This window comes from Enterobacter sp. B79-1, assembly GCF_057444735.1.
Map to the genome: position 1 here is coordinate 781,003 of NZ_JBYAZJ010000001.1, position 15,562 is coordinate 796,564.

The window sequence follows — 15,562 nt, forward strand, 5'->3', positions numbered from 1 at the left end:
AGGGCCTCCCTGCCCTGAACGGTCTGATTACTCGAAGAAAACCTCCGGGTTTTCAGACAGAGAGATAAAGGTTTTCGTCGCTTTATCCAGCGCGCGAATGTCGCCGCTTTCAATGTCGTACACCCAGCCGTGCAGTCGGATGGAATTATTACGCAGGCCCACCGCGACGGACGGGTGGGTCTTAATGTTGCTCAGCTGCGCAAACACGTTCTCCTGCACCATCGCATTCACTTTATCGATTGGCTGGTCCCAGGATTTCTTCTCCACCACGGCTTTCGCCGCATCAGAGTAGCGCAGCCAGTGGGAGACCGCAGGCATCGGCTCGAGGTTCGCATTGTCGGCAATCGCTTTCATCGCACCGCAGTTTGAGTGGCCACAGATCACGATGTCGGTCACGCCCAGCGCCACAACCGCGTATTCGATAGTGGCTGAGACGCCGCCCGGCTCTGGCCCGAACGGCGGCACAATATTGCCAGCATTACGAATGACAAAGAGTTGTCCTGGCTCTTGTTGCGTGACCAGTTCTGGCACCAGTCGGCTGTCGGAGCAGGAGATGAACAGCGCTTTGGGATTCTGGCTGGACGCTAAACTGCGGAAGAGCTCTTTACGTTGCGGGAAAATCTCTTTTTGAAAGCTGAGAAAACCTTCAATGATATGTTGCATAGCAATTTCTCTTTTATCTGTTGTAGTTTAGGTATGATCGCGATCACACTCGTAAAGTTTACCCACCGTGCTTTACTTCAGACAAGCAATATATTTTTGGCCAGACCGTTGCACAATATCGTCCGCGAAAGCCTGGATGTTCTGCCCCTCGAACGCGCCATACAGACGCTCAAATTTTCTGCCTTCAAGGCGATGGGTGACGGACGCAACGGTGTGGGCGGGTAGCGGAAGCATATTCGGATAGCTCCACATAAATGAAACGGCGTCTTTCCCCGGCGTGACCTGCAGGATATCCCCCGCCAGCAAAACCCCATCGCCCTCCTGCCAGTGCAGCACCGTTCCGCCCGCAAAGTGGCCGCCGAGACGCAGCAACGTCACGGAGGGGACAATCTCCAGCGTTTCGCCTTGCCAGAAGTGAATGGCCGGACTGTCGCGCATGACCCACTCCCGATCGCTCGCATGAAGATACACCGGCGCGTCGAACGTCTCCGCCCAGTCCTGCATGGTGGTGTAATAGTGAGGGTGTGAAATGGCGATGGCACTGATACCCCCGAGGGCGGCGATCAGCGTTCGGCTTGCCGGGTCGAGGTTGGCGATGCAATCCCACAAAATGTTGCCGTGTGGGGTGCGCAGCAGCAGTGCCCGCTGGTTGATGGCAAAGGCGGGCACCGTTTTGATGCTAAAGAGCTGCGGTTCAAGCTGCTGCCATTTGTTGGTATGCGCGGCAGTGACGGTTTCAAGTTCGGTCCACGCCTGCCCGGTAACTGGAACATACTGGCGCTCATCCTCGCAGACAGGGCATCTGTCGGGTTGGTACGCATACGAGGTCCCGCAGGCTTTACAGAGTATAATCATGTGCTTTCCTCAGTGACAACGCACTGAGTATGGCAGGGATTATCCTTATGTGCTGCGAGGTACATTCCTGGTTTTTTTTGCCCTATACTGTGCCAGTATCAAAAACTGAACATAGCAGGTGCCACATGGAAATTGATCTCGATAACCTGGTCTTTAACGGACTGGATGAAGCAGAAGAGCGTAACGCCGAACGTCTGGACGACGCAGACAAAAAAGCGCAGGCGATGGTTGCCGATGATGACTGCGGCGACGCCTGCAAGATCTGATTGCAAAGCACCGGTAAAGCCGGTGCTTTTTTTTGATATTACTTCTTCAGCCCGTCAATGGCTGCCTGAGCACAGGCCTCATCCAGATGACCGCCCGGCGCCCCGCCGATACCAATCGCCCCGATCACCTCATCGCCCTCTTTAACGGGTAAGCCACCCGCCAGCAGCAGGAAGCCTGGGATATCACGCATATTCTGCGCACCCGCGTTGTTCTGCGCCGCTTCCATCACTTTGCCTGAGGCATTCTTCGCGCTGAGCGCCGTGAAGGCTTTCATTTCACTGGCTTTGACCGTATGTGGGCCCGCATTATCGGTGCGCTGTACCGCTTTCACCACACCCGCACGGTCAACCACGGTCACCGAAACCTGATAGTTCTTCGCCAGACACGCCTGAACGGCAGAGTTTGCCAGCGCATTGGCCTGCGCCAGGGAGAGATTTTTCTGGCTCACGGAATCTGCCTGCGCAGTCAGACTTACGCTACCCGCGACCAGCGCTGCCGCCATCATTAACTTTTTCATTGCATAACCTCGAATAGAATAACTGAAAACCCTTCGAGGATACCGGGACAGGCAACGACGCGTAATTCGGTTGATTACGCACGCATCCTGGTAATTATACGGATTGCAATTTATCGTACTCGCGGCTTGCCTGAACCAGGCTCGTGACGCCCAGCTTGGCAAACGCAGCTGCACGATGCGCTTCCACCGTGCGCGGCGACAGGTTAAGCCGCGCCGCCACCTCTTTATTGCTGAGCCCTTCCATCAACACCGCCAATACCTCATGTTCCCTCGCGGTGAGTTGTTCAAAGCGCACTTTTATGCGTGAGATCGCCTGCCAGTCGGCGAACCGTCTCTGGCTCTCCTCACACGCCAGCCCCACGGATTCGATAAGCTTGTCCGCATCCAGCGGCTTGGTGAAAAACTCAAAGACGCCGTTACGGAACGCCCGGCGGCAGGCGTCGACGCTGCCGTGTCCGGTCATGATAATTACCGGCAGCAGCGGCCACGGCCACTCGCCCTCTTCCAGCCACGTCAGCCCCCCTTTTCCCGGCATGCGCATATCCAGCAGCAGGCAGCCGACGAGCGTTGAGTCCTTAACATGGGCCGAGGTAAACGCGTCGATACTCCCGAATGTCTTCACCTCCCAGCCCATGCCCGAAAGTAAAAATGCCATCGATTCTCTGATGGATTCATCGTCATCGATCAGCCAGATGATATTATCCATGCGTCGTCTCCTTTCCATTAGCCAGTTGCAGGACGATTCGCGCCCCTCCCTCCGGCGAATTCCCCAGCGTAATCGATCCGTTCATGCGCGTCATCAGTGACTCCGTTAAGGTCATCCCCAGGCCAATTCCCTCTTCTCTGCCGCTGTAAAACGGCATAAAGGCATTCTGTAGCGCCTCCGGGCTAAAACCGGGGCCGCCATCCGTCACGATGACCTGAATGCCATTTGCGCCTTTCCGGCTTTCGATCCGCACCCAACCCTGCGCGTTCGCCTGTTGAGCCTGAATCGCATTGCTGAGCAGATTGTGCAGTACCTGCTCAAGCCAGAGTCTGTCAGCCAGAACCGTCGTTGCCTCCGGTGTAAACGCATGGGTGACGATAATATGTTCAGCGCGTCTCTCGTGCTCCAGTAAATTCACAACCTGCTGCCAGCATTGCGCCAGGTCGGTTTCGCGCAGCGTCACTTTCTCCTGCACCACGTGTTCACGAAAACGGGTTAACAGGGCGCTGATACGCTGTGTTTGCACCAGCGCTGCTGCCAGTGCCTGGGACACCGCCTGTGGATTGTCCAGCTTTTGCTGCCGCTGCGCGCCCTGGATCCAGGTCTGCACGGCCGTGAGCGGCTGGTTGATCTCATGGACAATACCCGCAGTGATCTCCCCCAGCGTGTTGAGTCGGGCATGCTGGTAATACAAAGCGCGCTGCTCTGCGTCTCGTCTTGCCTTGCGCTGCCAGAGCGCCACGCTGCCCACCGCAATGACCATTCCCCATCCGAGAAAGACGGCCAGGAAGATAAACCACTGAATCCCGAGCCAGTCCGGCTGAGCATCGGCTGAAAGCACGAAGGGTTGCGTTACCTGTGGGAAGGAGCGTGCCCAGTGCCAGAAGGCATCTGAAGAGTGTAGTTCGCTACGCTTCGAATAAGAGACGTCGAGGCGCTCAAAGGCATGATGCGTATTGAGTAGTGGGGCAAGATCCACCCGTACACGGATTTGCCGCCAGGGATTGTAGAGCCAGTATTGTCGATCGCTGGCGGGCTCAACGCGGGCGGCGTCCAGCGCGCGTCCGGTTGTTTTCTCCAGCGCAAGAAGATGGGGGAATTTTTTATTCAGTGCCGTGATGTCTTCATTACCGCTCAGTAGCGGCAAGACAGACTCGTTCTGCGTAAGGACGGCGCTAATCTCAGAAAAGAGCACCGAATACTCGCGATCGCGCTCCCAGAACTGACGGCGGATCTGTTCCACATATAGCAACACACTGCTTATCAGACAGATCGCCACCCATACGGCGATGCTGCGCTTTATCATCTTTTTTATACTCATCGCGTTAACTGGCACCGTCATTCAGGCTACCGACATTACCAGTTAACGTTGATGAGAACAAAAAACGCGGGCGGTATTAGATCTCCGGCGTTTTGCTAAAGCCGGTCAGCATCAGGAGCATACTTTGCGGAGATGACGCCGTCTCAAACTGGTAATGATTTCCCTGACGATCGCCGCCGATATACCACGAAATCTCGGTTTTCCCTTCTGCCAGCGCCTTGCGCACCGCTTTATCCACGTCCACCATCCGGTATTCGCGGGAGTGGTTAAGGTAAAGCACCGCATCCGAACGGTAGTTGCAGGCTGGCCGCGTATGCCAGCTCACGCGGGTCGGATCCCAGTCATTGCTCGCCGGATAGAAGAAAATTTGATCCGCGCCGTTGGTTTCCACTTTCCCGCCATAAATACGCACGCGGTATTTAAACTGCGACGGTTCCTGCCCGACAGGCAGCGGCGGAATGTTGAACTTCACCAGCGACAGCGTTTCGCTGTTTTTCGTGCGCCCGCCGTTCTGCCAGTTATCCTGCACCAGCAGGACCTGTGGTTCCGGCTGGGAAAGCGCTGGCTCCAGGCTGCTAAGCCAGACGTTGGCCTTCGCTTTTGAGTAGCCATACGGAACGGTGGTGCCGCAGTCTATCCCGCGGTTCATGCAGAGATCGGTCATAAAGCGCGCGGCGTCCTCCGTCCAGCCGTTCATGAAGTCCGCATGCGCCGTGTACAGGCTTCCCCACCGCTCTTCGCGCTCGCTGCCGTGCATGATAGGGTCGAGAGAAAGCTGCGCTTTGCTGGTATCCAGAGCGCTAATCGTCGGGAGCACGTACGCAATATTCATGTTCACGGTCGGAATTTTCACCGGGAAAGCAGACGGGCACTGCCCTTTCGTGTCGTAGGTGGCGTTGTTCATCCCGTGAGCGGGCTTCAGGTTGACCCCGTCCCAGCAGTTCGGAAACTGAATGCCGATATTAAACTGCACGGCATCGTTCGCCTTGCGCAAGCCGCACACTTCGCCCGTTTTGGTGGTGTAGCCTTTGCCGTTGGCGCATAAGAACGTAATATGGGGATTCGGCGCGGTGCCATGATGATCGCCCGCCAGCAGCGACAGCCCCGCCGGGAAAGGGTGCAGCGGCCAGGCGTCAACGTTCGAGGCCTGATAGTAGGTTTTTTGATAGGCGGGTTTGACCACCGTTCCGTCAGGCAACCTCAGAGAAGGTGCCCAGTAGGCCGAGCTGTCGGCTTTGTTATCACAGGTGGTCTTTTCATCTCTACGCAGCGATTCGCGGCTAGAGAAGGCATCCGTTTGCACGTTGCCAAAAAAATCGTGCAGCATGGCCTCGTTGGGCATGCCGTACATCATAATGGCATCATCGCCGAGCGTGTGGGAGTAACCGCAGACGACGTGCGCCTGTGGTGCAGCGTGCGCCGCCTGCATGGCAATCAGTAATGCGGTGGTTGTAAGCGTGGTGGTTAATACTGTCCGTTTCATTATCATCTCCATCTCTGAAAGGAGATAGTGGTAACAAAACGGCTATCGTTTACCGAGGATTTGCCTGCGTATTTTTCCGCTCATCCCTGCTTTACAGTCATCACGCACAGCTCATTCCAGTACATTTCGCGCGTCCGGCGCAACTCAGCGTGACGTTTTATCATAGAACCACTCCGGATCGATGTTGGCAACGTCCACGCCATACAGGCTGGCGACAGGCAGTATCGACTCAAGAACCCGTTGCGCGCTGTTCTCCGCATTGACCTGCCGGGTCGCAAAAAACCGCCGTAACGTGCTTATCCATTTTTTCATTGTCTTTACCTCTCTTCGCTTTGCCTGACCTAAGTTAAACACTCAACTTTGGCGCGAGGGAAATACCAATATCGTCTGTTCATGTGCAGTATCTGCAAATAGCGTCCCCTTTCATTTACCTGTTCATAACACCCTGTTCACTAATGCTTTTTTGCTTATAGCAAAGAACGATTTCTTATTTGGCGATAGCTTTCGCTTATGGGAGCGTAAAGGGACAAAACAAAAAACGACGGGATGACGTATGACTATGGCAGCAAAAACGAAAGGGTTTAACAAACGGACATGGGTTCTGGGATTACTGGCAGCCGGGAGCCTGCTTTCAGCGCAGGTACAGGCCGATCAGCTAGCGGATATTAAGGCCGCAGGGGTGGTGAAAGTCGCCACCTTTGACGCCAATCCGCCGTTCGGCTCTATTGATGCAAAGACGCACGACATCGTGGGTTACGACGTGGACTTTGCCAAAGCGCTGGCAAAATCACTCGGCGTGAAGCTTGAAATGGTTGCCACCAATCCGGCGAACCGAATTCCGTTGCTTCAGTCCGGTAAAGCAGATCTGATCGTGGCGGATATCACCATCACCCCGGAACGCGCACAGGTGATTGATTTCTCCACCCCCTATTTCGTGACCGGCCAACAGTTCCTGGTCCCCGCCAAATCACCCGATAAGCTGGATGAATACAGCCGGGCACGCATTGGTGCGGTGAAAGGGACAACGGGCGAGCAGGCGCTGCACCAGCGTTTCCCGCAGTCTCGCGTGCTCTCTTATGATGACATTCCTCTGGCGCTGACGGCGCTGCGCAACGGCAACGTGCAAGCCATCACCCAGGACAGCACTATTCTTGCAGGCCTGCTGGCACAGGCCCCGGATAAAGCGAACTTTAAAATCCTGCCCGATCTGCTCAGCAAGGAAGAGATTGGCGTTGGGGTGAAAAAAGGTGAAATCGCGCTGCTAAAGGCCGTTAACGATGAGCTGGTTAATCTCGAGAAGAACGGCCAGGCGGCAAAAATCTACGATGTCTGGTTTGGCCCAAACACGCCCGCTCCACAGCCTCGCGCCTTTAAAATAGAAGCCCAGTAATATGCTCTCAGATTTATTTTCACACTCCGCGGCCGGTGCCGCGGATTTTTCACATCTGGAACACGCCAGCGTCGAGTTTCGTGACGTCGTAAAACGTTACGGCGACCATGAGGTATTAAAAGGCATTAACCTCAGCATTTCTCCGGGTGAAGTGGTGGCGATCCTCGGTCCATCCGGTTCGGGGAAATCGACGTTGATCCGTCTTATCAACCAGCTTGAAACCCTCAGTGACGGCGACATTCTGATTGATAACAAACCCACCGCCCGGCTTGCCACTGCGGCACTGCGCCAGTTACGCAGCCGCGTCGGTTTTGTGTTCCAGCAATTTAACCTTTACGCCCATCTCACCGCCAGCCAGAACATTACCCTGGCGCTGGAGCATGTACACGGCTGGAAGCCGCAGCCTGCCCAGGAGCGCGCGCTAACGCTGCTGGAAAAGGTCGGGATGCTGGAAAAAGCCCATCATTTTCCTGCGCAGCTCTCCGGCGGCCAGCAGCAGCGCGTGGCGATTGCTCGCGCGCTGGCCTCCTCGCCGCAAATCATTCTCTTTGATGAACCGACGTCAGCCCTCGATCCCGAGATGATTGGCGAAGTGTTATATGTGATGAAAGCCCTCGCCCACAGCGGGATCACCATGATTGTGGTGACGCACGAGATGCAGTTTGCCAGGGAGATTGCTGACCGGATCGTCTTTATCGACGGCGGACACATTCTCGAAACCGCCCCGCCTGCGCAATTTTTCAGTCAACCGTCGCATCCACGCGCCCAGCGGTTCCTGCAAAAAGTGCTCGACCCGCTTCACCAGGAGCCGCTGTAATGCCCGCGCTCGACTGGCAGGGAGTGCTGACCGGGCAGCCCCTGCAGTGGATAGTATCCGGTTTTCTCACCACGCTGTGGGTCACGCTCGCGGGCGTGGTACTTGCCACCCTGCTTGCGTTGTTTTTTCTGCTGCTTCGCCTCTCCGCAGGACGGTTCGGTCATGCCGTCGTCAGCGGCTGGGTCTCGCTGTTTCGCAACACGCCGCTGCTGGTGCAGCTCCTGTTCTGGTACTTCGCCGCCTGGAACGGGCTGCCGCTCGGGTTTCGGGAGGTCGTGAATGCCGATCACGCCTGGTCGATTTTGCCCGGTGACGTCTGGTGGTTCACGCCTGAATTTTTATGTTCTGCCTGGGGGCTGGGCGTGTTCACCTCGGCCTTTTTAATTGAGGAGATTGAGTCCGGGCTGCGTTCCGTCCCCAACGGACAGCGGGAGGCGGCGCTGGCGCAGGGGTTTTCTGCCTGGCGGTTATTCCGCTACATTCTGCTGCCGCAAGGACTGGCGAATGCCTGGCAGCCTGTCGTCGGTCAGTATCTCAACCTGATGAAGCTCTCCTCGCTCGCCAGCGGCATTGGCTTTGCCGAACTCACCTATCAGGTGCGGCAGATTGAAAGCTATAACGCGCACGCGCTGGAGGCCTTTACCGTGGGAACCGCACTGTATCTGCTTACCGGCGTGCTAATGGGTATGCTACTGACGCGACTCGGCCCCCGCGCAGGGAGGACTCAGCATGATTGCCGGATTTAACGTGATTGTTGATAACCTGGATTATCTGCTGTGGGGACGTGCTGCTGCGGGTGAACCCGGTGGCGTGTTGCTCTCGCTGCTGATGGCCGCAGGAGCCGCCATACTTGCTCTGCCCTGCGGAATTGCGCTGGCGTGCGCCGCGTGGCGCTATCCCGGGCTTGTGCGTAAGGCGCTGTTCCTGTGGGCAGAGTTGATACGCGGCATTCCGCTCATCTTTGTGATTTTCTGGATGTGGTATCTGCTGCCGCTGATGACCGGCGGCGATCTGCCCGGCGCCCTTACCGTGACGCTGGCGCTGGCCTGGTTCACGGCGGCATCGGTTATGCATTCGGTACTCGCCGGACTAAACGCGTTGCCCGCCGGGCAATATGAAGCGGCACTGACTCAGGGATTCAGCACGCGGCAAACCTTGTGGCGCGTGCTGCTCCCGCAGGTGATGCGCAATATTCTGCCGTCTCTGGTGGGGATATTTATCAGCCTGCTGAAGGATACGTCGCTGGCGTTTATTGTGAACGTACCTGAACTGACCACCGTGGCGGGCCAGGTGAACAACCGGGTGCAAATCTACCCGGCGGCCATTTTTATCTTTACGGGGGTGGTTTACTACCTGCTGTGCTGCTCGCTTGAGCAACTCGCGAAGCGCTGGCGCATTACCCGGCCAGCGCTTTAACCACCGTTTCCATCGCTTCGGTTGTCAATTCACTGCGTTTGACGCGCTGGTTCGCCAGCGCGGTTCGCAGCACACCAGCAATCACAATATGCTTTGGCTCCTGCCCTAAATCACGCATTTCGAGAACGACCTTGCCGACCACCCGACACATCTCCTGGTACAGCGCTTCGTCTTTGGTCACATTGCCCATTGCCTTCACTCCATTGCCCTAAAGCGCCAGCTTAAATGATTCATCGGCTGGATACAAAAAAGAAGCCCGACGAGAGACTCGCCGGGCTTCATCTGAAAAATCAGCTAATTAGTTGTTTACGGGAATGACCGCGCCTTTGTATTTGGTGCGGATCCAGTCCTGAATCTCTTTGGAGTGCAGGACGTTCACCAGCGCAACGATATCTTTTTTCTTCTCATCACCGCGGTGTACGGTAATGATGTTGGCGTACGGGTTATTTTCACCACTCTCTACCGCAATCGGATCGTGAACCGGGTCCAGACCTGCATCAATCGCGTAGTTGGCGTTGATCACCACCGCAGCGCCTTCATCGTTGTTATACATCTGCGGCAGAAGAGACGCTTCGACGTTAGGTGTGAACTGCAGTTTTTTGGGGTTTTCGACGATATCGCTGATGCGCGCGGTCACTTTATCAATGCCCGGCTTCAGCTTGATCACGCCCTCTTTCTCGAAGATAGAGAGAATGCGCCCCTCTTCGGAGACCGCGTCACGCATGATGATCTTGCCGCCTTCCGGCAGGTCTTTCAGCGACTTGTATTTTTTAGAGTAGATACCGATTGGCTCAATGTGGATCGCGCCTGCGCTGACAAAATCGTAGTCTTTATCGCCCGCATGATCTTTCAGCACGCTGTTCAGGTAAGGAATATGCTGGAAATAGTTCGCATCGATGTCACGTCCCGCCAGCGCGGTGTTAGGCAGAATGTAGTCCTGGAACGGTTTAATCTCCAGGTCGATACCCTGCTTCGCCAGAATCGGCTTCGCCTGCTCCAGAATTTCGGCGTGCGGCGTGTTGGACGCGCCTACGGTCAGCGTGTCAGCCCAGGAGGCGAAGCTCAAGGCGCTCAGGGTTGCTGCGGCGATCAGTGTCAGTGTCTTTTTCATGATGATGGTTCCTGTGTGTTATTCGTGTTTATCTTTTATCTAACAGTGAAGTAATGATGTCGCCGCAGAACTGGATAATGAAAACGATGATTAAAATGGTCACCGTTGCCACCAGCGTGACGTCACCATGGTTGCGCTGGAATCCTTCCAGATAAGCCAGATTTCCCAAACCGCCGGCACCAATCACCCCCGCCATTGCGCTGTAGCTCACCAGCGCAATCAGCGTCACCGTAATACCTGAAACCAGTGCAGGTGATGATTCCGGCAGTAAAACCCGAAACACTAACGTGCTCAGTCGTGCGCCCATCGAGCGCGTTGCTTCTATAACGCCTTTATCCACTTCACGCAGGGCGATTTCCACCAGGCGTGCGTAGAACGGTGCTGCGCCCACAATCAGCGCCGGGAGTGCCGCGTTGGCGCCAAGGATGGTCCCCACGATGGTTTTCGTGAACGGGATCAGCAATACAATCAGGATGATGAACGGAATGGAGCGGAAAACGTTCACCACAATCGAAATCACACTGTAGACCGTGCGGTTATGGAACAGCCCGCCGCGCGCGGTTAAAAACAGCGCCAGACCGAGCACGAGCCCCAGAACAAAGGTCGCCACGCCGGAGAGCGCGGTCATGTACAGCGTCTCCTGGGTTGCTGCCCACAGCTGGTCCCACTTCAGATGCGGAAAGAGATCCTCAGTCATGTTTAATCACCTCGCCTTCAATATCGCTGTGCTGCAGGTCGGCGAGGATATTGTTCAGTTGTTCATCAGATGCCACTACGTGCACCCAGAGTTGCCCGAAAACACCGTGGGCGGTTTGCGTCATTTTTCCGTGCAGGATGTTAAACGGCAGGCCATAGCGCAGCGTTAATTCACCGACGACAGGCTTATGCGTGCTATGTCCGGTAAAGGTCAGCTTGATAATCGTGCCTTCGAGTTCATTTGCCAGCTCAGCGTTGAAGGTCTCTTCCTCGGCGTACTGGCTCACCTGACGAACAAACTGTTGTGTGATGGGCTGTTGCGGATGGGTAAAGACGCTCAGGACGTCGCCCTCTTCCACCACCTTGCCATTCTCCATCACCGCCACGCGGTCGCAGATTTTGCGCACCACGTGCATCTCGTGGGTGATCAGCACGATGGTGAGTTTGAAACGACGGTTAATATCCAGCAGCAGATCGAGGATCTGATCGGTGGTCTGTGGGTCAAGAGCCGACGTGGCTTCGTCGCAGAGCAGCACGTCCGGGTTATTGGCCAGCGCGCGCGCAATGCCCACGCGCTGTTTTTGCCCGCCGCTCAGCTGGGACGGGTACGCATTCTCACGCCCTTTCAGGCCGACCAAATCCACCAGCTCAGCAACGCGCGCCTTGATATTGGCTTTAGGCACGCCCGCGATTTGCATCGAGAAGGCGATGTTCTCGTTAACCGTTCGCGACCAGAGCAGGTTGAAATGCTGGAACACCATGCTGATCTTCAAACGTGCCTGACGTAAGGCTTCGCCCTTAGCGGCAGAAATATTCTGCCCGTTGATGGTTACGCTGCCGGTACTGGGTTTTTCCAGACCGTTCAGCAGGCGGATAAGCGTACTTTTCCCGGCACCGCTATAACCGATAATCCCGTAAATCTGTCCCTGCGCTATCGTCAAATTGACATTATCAACGGCTGTCAGTGCCACCTTTCCGTTGTCAAAAACCTTTGAAATATTGCTCAGTACAATCATTCTTATTCGTTATCCGTTCCGCCCATGGCGGTTTAGCAGTATGGATGTCCAAACGATAGTAAACAGGCGTTATCAGGTTTTAAATGAACAAAAAAGAATGTGTTATAACTTTCGGAAATAAACAGCGGATTTAACGGCTGGAAAGCATTTAGATCATTTTCAGCAATGATTATCTGCCATACGCATATTCGATGGCTGACCCGCTGAAAAAATGGTCATTTTTGCAGCATTTTATCCCGATATAGCCATCCTCACATCCAGACAACTTTACGTCTTGCTGTCCTTACATCCGAAAACATGCTGAATATTCCTTTCTGTTCTAAAAGGCAGTGAAACGTTCTTTATTGAGAAATTTTCATAGTCCTATCATCCGGTCATGACCTCGTTAAAGGAAAAAGACCATGACGATTTATCACTCCGTCACCGAACTGATTGGCCACACGCCGCTTATCCAGCTGCATAAACTGGATACCGGTCCCTGCTCCTTGTTCCTGAAGCTGGAAAACCAAAATCCCGGCGGCTCGATTAAAGACCGCGTTGCGCTGTCGATGATCAACGAAGCGGAGCGCACCGGCCAGCTGCAGCCGGGTGGCACGATTATAGAAGCGACGGCGGGCAATACCGGCCTCGGCCTGGCCCTGATCGCCGCGCAGAAAGGCTACTCGCTGATCCTGGTAGTACCCGACAAAATGAGCCGCGAAAAGATTTTCCACCTGCGCGCGCTGGGAGCTCAGGTGGTGTTGACCCGCTCCGATGTGAATAAGGGGCATCCGGCCTATTACCAGGATTACGCCCAGCGTCTGGCCAACGAATTGCCCGGCGCGTTTTACATCGACCAGTTCAATAATGAGGCCAACCCGCTGGCGCACCGCACCACGACGGCGCCGGAACTGTTTGAACAGCTTGATGGGCGGATCGACGCCATTGTTGTCGGCGTGGGCTCTGGCGGCACGCTGGGGGGATTACAGGCGTGGTTTGCGGAACATTCCCCCGATACGGAGTTTGTCCTGGCAGACCCGGCCGGATCGGTTCTGGCCGACCAGGTGGAAACCGGACGCTATCACGATGCAGGCTCATGGCTGGTTGAAGGGATTGGCGAAGACTTTATTCCGCCGCTGGCCCACATCGAAGGGGTGAATCGCGCCTGGCGCATCGCCGACCGGGAAGCCTTCACCACCGCGCGCGATCTGCTGAAAACGGAAGGCATTCTGGCGGGCTCCTCCAGCGGCACGCTGCTGGCGGCGGCGCTGAAATATTGTCAGGCGCAGACCACGGCGAAACGCGTGGTCACCTTCGCCTGCGACAGCGGCAATAAATATCTCTCGAAGATGTTCAACGATGACTGGATGCGTCAGCAAGGGCTCATCACGCGTCCTCAGGCTGGCGATCTCTCCGACTATATTGCCCTGCGTCACGATGAAGGTGCCACCGTCACCGCCGCCCCGGACGACACACTTTCAACCGTACTGGCGCGCATGCGTTTGTATGACATCTCCCAGCTTCCGGTGCTGGAGAACGGCAAGGTGGTGGGCATCATCGACGAGTGGGATCTGCTGCGGCATATCGGCGGCGATGGCGATCGCTTTGCCCTTCCGGTGACAGCAGCCATGACGCGTCAGGTGGAGTTCCTTGATAAACACGCCCCTGAGAGCGCCCTGAACGCTATTTTCGACCGTGGCCTGGTGGCCGTGATTAATGACAACGACCGCTTTTTGGGTCTGATCACGCGCAGCGACGTCCTGACCGCCTGGCGCAACCGTCTACAACAATAAAGGAATAAGAGATGAAAAACCTGGCAACCCTGAGCGTTCACAGCGGCGAGTTCAACGACCAGCACGGCGCCGTCATGCCGCCGATTTACGCTACCTCGACGTTTGCGCAACCGTCACCCGGCGAGCATACCGGCTATGAGTATTCCCGCAGCGGCAACCCCACCCGCCACGCGCTGGAAACCGCCATCGCCGAACTGGAAGGCGGCTCGCGCGGCTACGCGTTTGCCTCCGGTCTGGCGGCCATCTCCACGGTGCTCGAACTGCTCGATAAAGACAGCCATATTGTCGCCATTGATGACGTTTACGGCGGGACGTATCGCCTGATTGAAAACGTGCGCAAGCGCAGCACCGGTCTGCAGGTCAGCTGGGTTAAACCGGACGACCTGGCCGGGCTTGAGGCCGCCATTCGTCCGGAAACCCGCATGGTATGGGTTGAAACGCCAACCAACCCGCGGCTGAAGCTGGCGGATCTGGCGGCTATTGCGCAAATTGCCCGTCGTCATAACGTCATCAGCGTGGCGGATAATACCTTCGCGTCGCCGGTGATCCACCGTCCGCTGGAATCAGGTTTCGATATCGTGGTGCACTCCGCCACTAAATACCTGAACGGCCACTCTGACGTGGTGGCCGGGCTGGCGATTGTCGGGGACAACAAGGAACTGGCGGATAAGCTGGGTTATCTGCAAAACGCGGTGGGCGGCGTACTGGATCCGTTCAGCAGCTTCCTGACGCTGCGCGGTATTCGCACCCTTGCGCTGCGCGTCGAAAAGCACAGCACCAACGCGCTGGCGATTGCGCAATGGCTCGATCAGCATCCTCTGGTGGAAAACGTTTTCTATCCCGGTCTGGAATCGCATCCACAATATCAGCTTGCCCGTACGCAGATGGCGCTGCCGGGCGGGATGATTTCCGTCGTGGTGAAAGGCAATGCGCAACGCGCCACCGAGGTGATCCGTAACCTGAAGTTGTTCACCCTCGCGGAAAGCCTGGGCGGCGTGGAGAGCCTGGTGAGCCAGCCCTACAGCATGACCCACGCGTCAATTCCGCTGGAACAACGCCTGGCCAACGGCATTGTGCCGCAGCTGATCCGCCTGTCAGTCGGAATTGAAGATCCGAAAGACCTGATAGCCGATCTCAGCCAGGCGCTGCAAAAATAAGCAAAACGCGGCAGGTCAGGCACCTGCCGCCATAAGTTGTCATTATGCCTTAACGCCTTGATAACAAACTTATGTGAATCTGCACAGATTATTTTTGAAACGCTGTTTCCATTTTCCTTTTATCTTAAAATCAGCGTATAATGCGCGCCAAATCCCTGGTGAATGGTTTCAGCGCTTGGAATACAAAAAACAACGTACAACTTCTCCTCTCCTTCGTTGGGCTGACACTCAGGCACACTTTCTTCTGCACGCTCATTTGATGTCTCCTATCCTTAGTGCGTGTCATATACTCTTTTGCAACACAGGTTTGACTCCGCGGCGGTGCGCCCCCGGAGCGAGATTTCCATATCCTTCCCAACTTAAAGACTAAGACTG

Annotated in this window: 19 protein-coding genes; 8 read left to right on the forward strand and 11 right to left on the reverse strand. The window is 55.8% G+C overall.

What is annotated here, in order from left to right; all coding sequences use genetic code 11:
* Positions 1 to 27: 27 nt before the first annotated feature.
* Together AC2T6E_RS03745 and AC2T6E_RS03750 are read right to left on the reverse strand one after the other, a co-directional pair.
* Entirely contained in the window at positions 28 to 663 is a 636-nt protein-coding gene (locus AC2T6E_RS03745; protein ID WP_010430283.1) for a carbonic anhydrase, read from the reverse strand.
* 72 nt (positions 664 to 735) lie between these two features.
* Complete coding sequence (locus AC2T6E_RS03750) at positions 736 to 1,518, reverse strand: MBL fold metallo-hydrolase (RefSeq protein ID WP_120158820.1); 783 nt, start codon at positions 1,516 to 1,518, stop codon at positions 736 to 738.
* A gap of 125 nt (positions 1,519 to 1,643) precedes the next feature.
* Between AC2T6E_RS03750 and AC2T6E_RS03755 the strand changes: the two genes are divergently transcribed.
* The gene (locus AC2T6E_RS03755) at positions 1,644 to 1,784 is read left to right on the forward strand and encodes a hypothetical protein (RefSeq protein WP_010430278.1); all 141 of its coding nucleotides are present in this window, start codon (positions 1,644 to 1,646) and stop codon (positions 1,782 to 1,784) included.
* Positions 1,785 to 1,822: 38 nt separating this feature from the next.
* Here the strand turns inward: AC2T6E_RS03755 and AC2T6E_RS03760 are convergent, their stop codons facing one another.
* The 5 genes from AC2T6E_RS03760 to AC2T6E_RS03780 form a co-directional block, all read right to left on the reverse strand.
* Positions 1,823 to 2,302 carry a GlcG/HbpS family heme-binding protein gene (locus tag AC2T6E_RS03760; RefSeq protein WP_126543829.1) on the reverse strand — a complete coding sequence of 160 codons (480 nt, stop codon included), beginning with the start codon at positions 2,300 to 2,302 and terminating at the stop codon, positions 1,823 to 1,825.
* Positions 2,303 to 2,396: 94 nt separating this feature from the next.
* On the reverse strand, positions 2,397 to 3,008 hold the full coding sequence (locus tag AC2T6E_RS03765; RefSeq protein ID WP_174339406.1) for a response regulator transcription factor: 612 nt from the start codon (positions 3,006 to 3,008) through the stop codon (positions 2,397 to 2,399).
* Positions 3,001 to 4,314 carry a sensor histidine kinase gene (locus tag AC2T6E_RS03770; RefSeq protein WP_250901285.1) on the reverse strand — a complete coding sequence of 438 codons (1,314 nt, stop codon included), beginning with the start codon at positions 4,312 to 4,314 and terminating at the stop codon, positions 3,001 to 3,003. The genes AC2T6E_RS03765 and AC2T6E_RS03770 overlap by 8 nt, the downstream gene beginning before the upstream one ends.
* 91 nt (positions 4,315 to 4,405) lie before the next feature.
* A complete protein-coding gene (locus AC2T6E_RS03775; RefSeq protein ID WP_174339404.1) occupies positions 4,406 to 5,812 on the reverse strand; it encodes a DUF1996 domain-containing protein in 1,407 nt (468 codons plus the stop codon).
* A 144-nt stretch (positions 5,813 to 5,956) separates the two neighbouring features.
* A complete protein-coding gene (locus AC2T6E_RS03780; protein WP_042713742.1) occupies positions 5,957 to 6,124 on the reverse strand; it encodes a hypothetical protein in 168 nt (55 codons plus the stop codon).
* A 247-nt stretch (positions 6,125 to 6,371) separates the two neighbouring features.
* On the opposite strand from AC2T6E_RS03780, the gene AC2T6E_RS03785 reads away from it, so the two are divergent.
* Genes AC2T6E_RS03785 through AC2T6E_RS03800 form a run of 4 tightly spaced genes read left to right on the forward strand, consistent with a single transcriptional unit; the run spans position 6,372 to position 9,435 of the window.
* Positions 6,372 to 7,202 (forward strand): ABC transporter substrate-binding protein, encoded by an 831-nt coding sequence (locus AC2T6E_RS03785; RefSeq protein ID WP_214605245.1) that lies wholly within the window; start codon positions 6,372 to 6,374, stop codon positions 7,200 to 7,202.
* A gap of 1 nt (position 7,203) precedes the next feature.
* On the forward strand, positions 7,204 to 8,019 hold the full coding sequence (locus AC2T6E_RS03790; RefSeq protein ID WP_214604945.1) for an amino acid ABC transporter ATP-binding protein: 816 nt from the start codon (positions 7,204 to 7,206) through the stop codon (positions 8,017 to 8,019).
* Entirely contained in the window at positions 8,019 to 8,765 is a 747-nt protein-coding gene (locus tag AC2T6E_RS03795) for an amino acid ABC transporter permease (protein WP_214604944.1), read from the forward strand. The genes AC2T6E_RS03790 and AC2T6E_RS03795 overlap by 1 nt, the downstream gene beginning before the upstream one ends.
* A complete protein-coding gene (locus AC2T6E_RS03800; protein WP_010430258.1) occupies positions 8,749 to 9,435 on the forward strand; it encodes an amino acid ABC transporter permease in 687 nt (228 codons plus the stop codon). Before AC2T6E_RS03795 ends, AC2T6E_RS03800 begins: the two co-directional genes overlap by 17 nt.
* Here the strand turns inward: AC2T6E_RS03800 and fumD are convergent.
* The 4 genes from fumD to AC2T6E_RS03820 form a co-directional block, all read right to left on the reverse strand.
* On the reverse strand, positions 9,416 to 9,625 hold the full coding sequence (fumD, locus tag AC2T6E_RS03805) for a fumarate hydratase FumD (protein WP_008500615.1): 210 nt from the start codon (positions 9,623 to 9,625) through the stop codon (positions 9,416 to 9,418). The two genes, AC2T6E_RS03800 and fumD, sit on opposite strands and share 20 nt — an antisense overlap.
* Positions 9,626 to 9,733: 108 nt before the next feature.
* Positions 9,734 to 10,546, reverse strand: a complete 813-nt coding sequence (locus tag AC2T6E_RS03810; protein WP_010430254.1) for a MetQ/NlpA family ABC transporter substrate-binding protein — start codon at positions 10,544 to 10,546, stop codon at positions 9,734 to 9,736.
* Positions 10,547 to 10,574: 28 nt separating this feature from the next.
* On the reverse strand, positions 10,575 to 11,243 hold the full coding sequence (locus AC2T6E_RS03815; RefSeq protein WP_312958176.1) for a methionine ABC transporter permease: 669 nt from the start codon (positions 11,241 to 11,243) through the stop codon (positions 10,575 to 10,577).
* On the reverse strand, positions 11,236 to 12,258 hold the full coding sequence (locus AC2T6E_RS03820; protein ID WP_108416843.1) for a methionine ABC transporter ATP-binding protein: 1,023 nt from the start codon (positions 12,256 to 12,258) through the stop codon (positions 11,236 to 11,238). The genes AC2T6E_RS03815 and AC2T6E_RS03820 overlap by 8 nt, the downstream gene beginning before the upstream one ends.
* A 401-nt stretch (positions 12,259 to 12,659) precedes the next feature.
* Between AC2T6E_RS03820 and AC2T6E_RS03825 the strand changes: the two genes are divergently transcribed.
* From AC2T6E_RS03825 to ynhH, 3 genes are all read left to right on the forward strand, one after another.
* Positions 12,660 to 14,030, forward strand: a complete 1,371-nt coding sequence (locus tag AC2T6E_RS03825; RefSeq protein ID WP_182402435.1) for a pyridoxal-phosphate dependent enzyme — start codon at positions 12,660 to 12,662, stop codon at positions 14,028 to 14,030.
* 11 nt (positions 14,031 to 14,041) lie between these two features.
* Positions 14,042 to 15,187 carry a trans-sulfuration enzyme family protein gene (locus AC2T6E_RS03830; protein ID WP_260661896.1) on the forward strand — a complete coding sequence of 382 codons (1,146 nt, stop codon included), beginning with the start codon at positions 14,042 to 14,044 and terminating at the stop codon, positions 15,185 to 15,187.
* Between the two features lie 73 nt (positions 15,188 to 15,260).
* On the forward strand, positions 15,261 to 15,557 hold the full coding sequence (gene ynhH, locus AC2T6E_RS03835; RefSeq protein ID WP_419716694.1) for a protein YnhH: 297 nt from the start codon (positions 15,261 to 15,263) through the stop codon (positions 15,555 to 15,557).
* The last annotated feature ends 5 nt before the right edge of the window (positions 15,558 to 15,562 follow it).